This window comes from Microcoleus sp. CAWBG58, from assembly GCF_020883045.1.
In the GTDB taxonomy this organism is placed as follows: domain Bacteria; phylum Cyanobacteriota; class Cyanobacteriia; order Cyanobacteriales; family Microcoleaceae; genus Microcoleus.
The window spans coordinates 49,138-55,433 of sequence record NZ_JAHRFA010000045.1 but is presented as its reverse complement, the minus strand read 5'-3'; the positions used below and the strand labels follow the sequence as shown (position 1 = coordinate 55,433).

3 protein-coding genes are annotated in these 6,296 nt (G+C 46.8%); all 3 read left to right on the top strand.

What is annotated here, in order from left to right:
* A partial coding sequence (locus tag QZ918_RS19945; RefSeq protein WP_293337891.1) for an FG-GAP-like repeat-containing protein occupies positions 1–4,921 on the top strand: 4,921 nt, incomplete at its 5' end.
* Between the two features lie 260 nt (positions 4,922–5,181).
* Positions 5,182–5,559 (top strand): hypothetical protein, encoded by a 378-nt coding sequence (locus tag QZ918_RS19940; protein WP_293337890.1) that lies wholly within the window; start codon positions 5,182–5,184, stop codon positions 5,557–5,559.
* Positions 5,553–6,254: a hypothetical protein gene (locus QZ918_RS19935; protein ID WP_293337889.1), complete on the top strand. Its 702-nt coding sequence runs from the start codon at positions 5,553–5,555 to the stop codon at positions 6,252–6,254. The genes QZ918_RS19940 and QZ918_RS19935 overlap by 7 nt, the downstream gene beginning before the upstream one ends.
* The last annotated feature ends 42 nt before the right edge of the window (positions 6,255–6,296 follow it).

Below are 6,296 nucleotides of genomic sequence, written 5' to 3'. Positions count from 1 at the left end.
GGCTCCGACACCGATTACAACTCCGACACCGGCTCCGACACCGATTACAACTCCGACACCGGCTCCGACACCGATTACAACTCCGACACCGGTAACTCCTGGCATCACTGTCAGCCCCACCAGCGGATTAACCACCACGACAGCAGGCGGTGAATCAACTTTTAGCGTCAAACTAAATACTCAACCGCGTGATGGAGTCAGCATTGGCTTGACGGCTAACCCGAACCTAGGAACACTTTCCACCCAGAGGCTGACTTTCTCTCCCGATAACTGGAATCAACCTCAAACTGTCACCGTAAGAGGTACAGGTGGCCCAATAGAAAACCAATACAGCAACATACCTTACGGTATCTTTACCGAACCCGCCGAAAGTAGAGATTCTAGTTACTCAGGTATTGATGCAGCAGATGTCAGCCTTACCAATCTATTAGTCATTCAGTATGGTTTACGCCCGCAAATTGTGGCTTATCCCACCAGCGGGTTAACTACAACCGAAGCAGGAGGTACTGCTAATTTCAGCGTTTTTCTCACAACTCAACCGCGATCGACTGTTACAATTCCCATTAGCGTTGACAACCCAACCGAGGGCAAAATCTCTCGATCGGAAGTGACATTTACTCCCGAAAATTGGAACACATCCCAAACCGTCACTGTTACCGGAGTAGACGATGCGATCAAAGATGGCGATCGCACTTATACAATCAAATTCGATCGTTCCGCAACCGATGATTTGAACTACAAGTTTCTCTCTCCCAACAACCTAACCGTAACCAACACTGACAACGAAACTCCAGCCCCGCTGTTTGTGAAATTCCCCACAGAACTATCGGAGGGAGTCGGGCAAGCCAAGGGAATTTGGGGAGACTACAACAACGATGGCAAACTTGATGTTTTAGCATCAGGAAATCGTCCGAAGGTGACGGGACAGATACGCACCGACGGTACTTGGCTGTATCGCAACGCAGACACTACGCTGACTTGGGAGCGCACTTTTCCCATTACTTTAACTTCATATTCTGGTTGGGGAGATGCTGACAATGATGGTCGATTAGAGTTCGCTGCCAACAATTTAGATAATCCAGGCGGACGGGGTGGCCCTCCGCCCTCCTACGCAATCTCAGTCTACAAAAATAGCGATACTTCTTGGACGAACTACAATCTCGGCCTCAATGAAGATTTTGGTTTCTCTCGCGAGCCAGGTTCTCTTAGTTGGGGAGATTATAACAACGATGGCAAACTAGATATCCTCGATGCAAACATCCGAAAAATTGCTTTCAATCCTCAATCTGGGGAAGCTCAAATCGCCAGCCTGCTGTACCGCAATACTGGCAGCGGCCACGTAGCAGATATCAATACCAGCACTAATTTGCCCGGTGTCTCCAATGGTGCTGCTGCTTGGGGAGACTACGACAAAGATGGCAAACAGGATATTTTGCTAACGGGGAACAGCGGTTCCGGCAAAATATCCAAGGTATTTCGCAATACTGCCAGCGGCTTTATTGAAGCTTTTTCCTTGCCCGGTGTTTCTGACGGTTCGGCTGCATGGGGAGACTACAACAATGATGGCAAATTGGATATCTTGCTGGCAGGTAATGCCGATACCGGCTTGATAACCAAGGTATTTAGCAATACTGGCAGCGGATTTAGCGAAGATACGACTGCTGCATTGCCCGGTGGCAGTTTAGCAGCTTGGGGAGACTACGACAATGACGGTAAATTCGATGTCTTGGTTGATGGCAAAGTGTACCGCAACACTGGCAACGGCTTTACCGAAGAAACAAATGCCGGACTCAATGACAGCGGTGCCGCAGCTTGGGGAGACTCTAACAATGACGGCAAACTTGACATTTTGCTCGGCAAACAAATCTACCGCAGCAATACAGCTAATGCGAACACTCCACCCACTGCACCCACAGGGCTATCGGTTTTACCTTCTGGGCGAAAAGCTACGTTTAAATGGAACAAAGCAACCGACACTCAAACTCCTGCTGATGGTTTAAGCTACAACCTGCGAGTTGGCACGACACCGGGGGGTCAAGATATTCTTTCCCCGATGTCTCTTGCCAATGGAACTCGGCAAGTTGTAGGGCTAGGAAATGTCAGTCAAAACACCCAGTGGCAACTCAAAGACTTGTCTCCAGATCAGACATATTACTGGAGCGTGCAAGCAATTGATACTGCTTGGGCAGGTTCGCCGTTTGCTGAAGGAGGCAGTTTTACGATTAGTGATACTCCGGGAATTACTGTCACCCCTACCAATGGATTAGCTACTACGCTAACAGGTGGTAAAGCTAAATTTAGCATCGAACTTAACAGCCCGCCGACGGCTAATGTGGCGATCGATTTGAGCGCAAATCCAGGGGAAGGAAGTCTCTCGACTTCCGCAGTTACCTTTACCCCACAAAACTGGAACGTACCTCAAGAAGTAACGGTAACAGGAGGGGGCAACAATCCGACACTAATGGCACATCGACCTTACACGATCGTTACTGCTCCTGCCGTCAGCACCGACCCAAAATATTCCGGTCTCAATGCTGCTGATGTTAGCATCACAAATCTATTTCGCTATCTTGGAAGCAAAAACCCAGCTATTTTGGTCGAGCCGAAAAATGGTTTGACAACAACAGAAGCAGGTGGCCAGGCTACATTTAGTGTTTTACTCACAACTCAGCCTAGAGCGAATGTAGTAATACCTGTCAGAAGCGACAATCCTGCTGAAGGAACTGTTTCTACATCAAGCTTGCTGTTCACTTCCGATAATTGGAATATCGCTCAAACTGTTACTGTTACCGGAGTTAACGATAACCGACCCGACGGCGATATTTCTTACAAAATTATCCTCGATCCGGCTGTTAGCAATTATGTTCGCACTCCGGGTGACAATTTCGTTAGTTATTCAGGTATCGATCCTGAAGATGTCAGCATCACAAACTTGGAACGCAATTACACTTTCAGCAAGATTGTTACAGAAATATCGAGTTATTTCAGCGGCAAAACAATTAGCGATTGGGGAGACTATAACGGTGATGGCAAACTCGATTTTATCGCTGCTGGTGTACCGCAAATTCTAGGCGGCTTCGGTGGCAATACTGGCAGCGATGGTGCCACGGGTTCTTGGCCTTACCTCAATACTGGTAGCACTTTTACCGCTGAAAGAAGCACTCCAAGATTGACTTTAGGTGCTACCGCAGCTTGGGGAGATCACAACAATGATGGCAAACTAAACTTTGCTTTGCAGACAGCTCCATTCGGGAGATTTCCAGTACCGAGTTCAGTCCAAATCTCCGGTGGCGGCAAATTGACAGGCTCGGATAGAGTTCCCCAAGGTAGTTCCCAATCCTGGGGAGACTACAACAACGATGGCAAACTCGACCTCCTAAATGCCACCGAACAGAGTTTCCGTAATCCGAATAATACAGGGTTATCTCTCACAAACGCCAGCATCGTTTATCGCAATAGCAACGGTACTTTGGCTCCCGATTTCAATATTCAACTTCCCGGCGTTAAGAACGGTATGACTGCTTGGGGAGATTACGACAAAGATGGTAAACAGGATATTTTGTTAATTGGTACTAGCAGTACCGGCAAAATAGCTAAGGTATTTCGCAATACCGGCGGCGGCTTTATTGAAGCTTTTTCCTTGCCCGGTGTTTCTGAAGGTTCGGCTGCTTGGGGAGATTACAACAATGATGGCAGGTTGGATATCTTGCTGGCCGGTAGCACCGATGCGGGCTTAATAACCAAGATATTTCGCAATACTGGTAATGGCTTTAGCGAAGATACGAATGCGGTATTTCCTGGAAGCAAGTTTGCAGATTGGGGAGACTACGATAATGATGGAAAATTAGATATTTTGCTGGCAGGTACTAACAGGGGAAATCGAGTTTTCCGCAATACGGGTAGCGGCTTTGCTGAAGATACGAATGTTTTGCCCGGTAATGCCAGTACCGGTAATGTCGGTAGCAATGTCGCAAATTGGGGAGATTACGATTCCGATGGCAAATTGGATATGTTGCTCGATCGCGATATTTACCGCAATAATAGTCCTAACGCGAATACTCCTCCTACTGTACCGACAGGATTGCGATCGCAAGTTAGTAACCGAGAAGTTTCTTTCAATTGGAATCCAGCAACCGACGCTCAAACTCCTGCGGCCGGTTTAAACTACAATTTGCGAGTCGGTACGACGCCCGGAGGCAGTGAGATTTTTGCTCCGATGTCTTTAAACAACGGCACCCGAGAAATTGTCGGGTTGGGCAATGCCAGTCAAAACACTAATTGGCAGTTAAAAGATTTGCAACCGGGAACATATTATTGGAGTGTGCAAGCGATTGATACTGCTTGGGCGGGTTCGCCGTTTGCTACCGAAGGCAGCTTTACGATTAGCGATCTTCGGAGATCTATACGTGTTAGAGGCAGTTTTAAGAGCATTATTTATAGCAATTTTATTATCAACCGCATCAACGGCACCAATGGTAACGATGTTCTCAACGGTACTAATGGCAATGATATCCTTGCGGGCCTAAATGGGGATGACACTCTTTTCGGCGGCAAGGGAAATGATTGGTTGTATGGAGGGCGGGGTGCTGACAGTTTGAACGGCGATAACGGCAATGATATTCTGCAGGGAGATATAGGAGATGACTTGCTGAATGGCGGTTTAGGGAATGACACTTTAAGGGGAGGCAATGGATTGGATAAATTCGTGTTGGCTGCGAATTCCGGGATTGATACCATTGCCGATTTTGAAGATGGCAAAGATTTGCTGATTCTCGGTAATGGAGTGACTTTTTCGCAGTTGGCAATTACTGAAATTAATGGCATAACTGGGATTAGTTTTGCCGCCACCGGAAAAGTTTTTGCTTCTTTAACCGGAGTGTCTGCTACTGCGATTAATGCGGCGGATTTCAGTTTGTTGTAGTTCAATACGGTTCAGTTAAGACACGCTGCGATTGATCTCCTGCGGCGCAATGACACACAAACCTTAACTGAACCGTATTCTCTTATATTTGTCGATACTCTCGGGAGCATCTCATTTTGGTAAAAAGTATTTTTTATTTGAGTGCGAGCGTCCCCGCTCGCTTGCTGTATACAGCACCAGAGTTCCCGACATTACTACAAATGCTAAACTGAGATGCACTCCCTACTTTTTCGATATTTGCAACTCCGATATGACGTATTATGGTAAAATCCAACCTGACAAAGACTTGCGAAATTGATTTAAAAACAGGCGCGATCGCAGGTACGCAGAACCAGTTTATTACTGTTGTCCAACCTCCGATTGATGCCAACGGCGACAGTTGGTTAGAAACGTTAGTAAAGATCAATTTTCAAGATTTCACCACCGTTAAATTTATCGTTGACTATGGTGAAACATCATCAGGATGGACGGTAAATATTGGTGATTCGGCATCGAATGACGGCTATGGAGGGGATGTTGGGACTCAAAGCAACGATGCTGAGATGCAGATTGCCAATGGGAATATGGCTGTTTTGGTAACGACTACAATACACCTCCGGGCGCTCAAATTGTCCAGGGAAATGTTCCTAAGTTGGTAAGTAATGGTTCCCGTATCGAGTTAGAAGTTAGCAACCAAAAGCTGGCATGGAACAACCACAAAGAACTCCAAAATAGCTTGAAATCGCCGTACTTGTATGCTACTGCCAGTCAAGTTGATGCGACGGGATCGGTCAACTCCAGCATCTATGCTAGCTTTAATAGGGTGATTCGCGGGCGATCGGATCGTTTGGGATCGGGAGTGAGCAAGGTAACTATTCTTTTCGATCCGATCGACTATTCTATTACTTCTAACGCTGTGGCAATGGCAGAAGGCAATGCTGGCAATACTCCTGTTACTTTTACCATCACTCGCAAAGGCACTACATCCTGGGCAAGTTCTGTAGATTATGCGATCGGCGGTAGTGCGATCGACAACAGCAATTACAATAATCTTGGGGCGAATTATCCGGCAACAGAGCTCGCAGGTACGATCGACTTTGCAGCGGGTGAAATATCCAAAACCCTGACTCTGTATGTGGTGGGGGATACACGGTTTGAACCGAATGAAACGATCGCAGTTGCACTGTCAAATCCTGTGGCACCTTTTAGCTCTTATATTACCACTGCGATCGCGACAACGACTATTGACAATGATGACAGCTTATTAGCTAATGTTAATGTTTATTATGCGATCGCCGCCGTAGGATTAGCAGTCGTGATTTTAAGTATAGCCAAATTGCGATCGATGACCTGACAGAGTAGGTACGTTGTTGGGCTTTAGCCCTCTTTAAACATA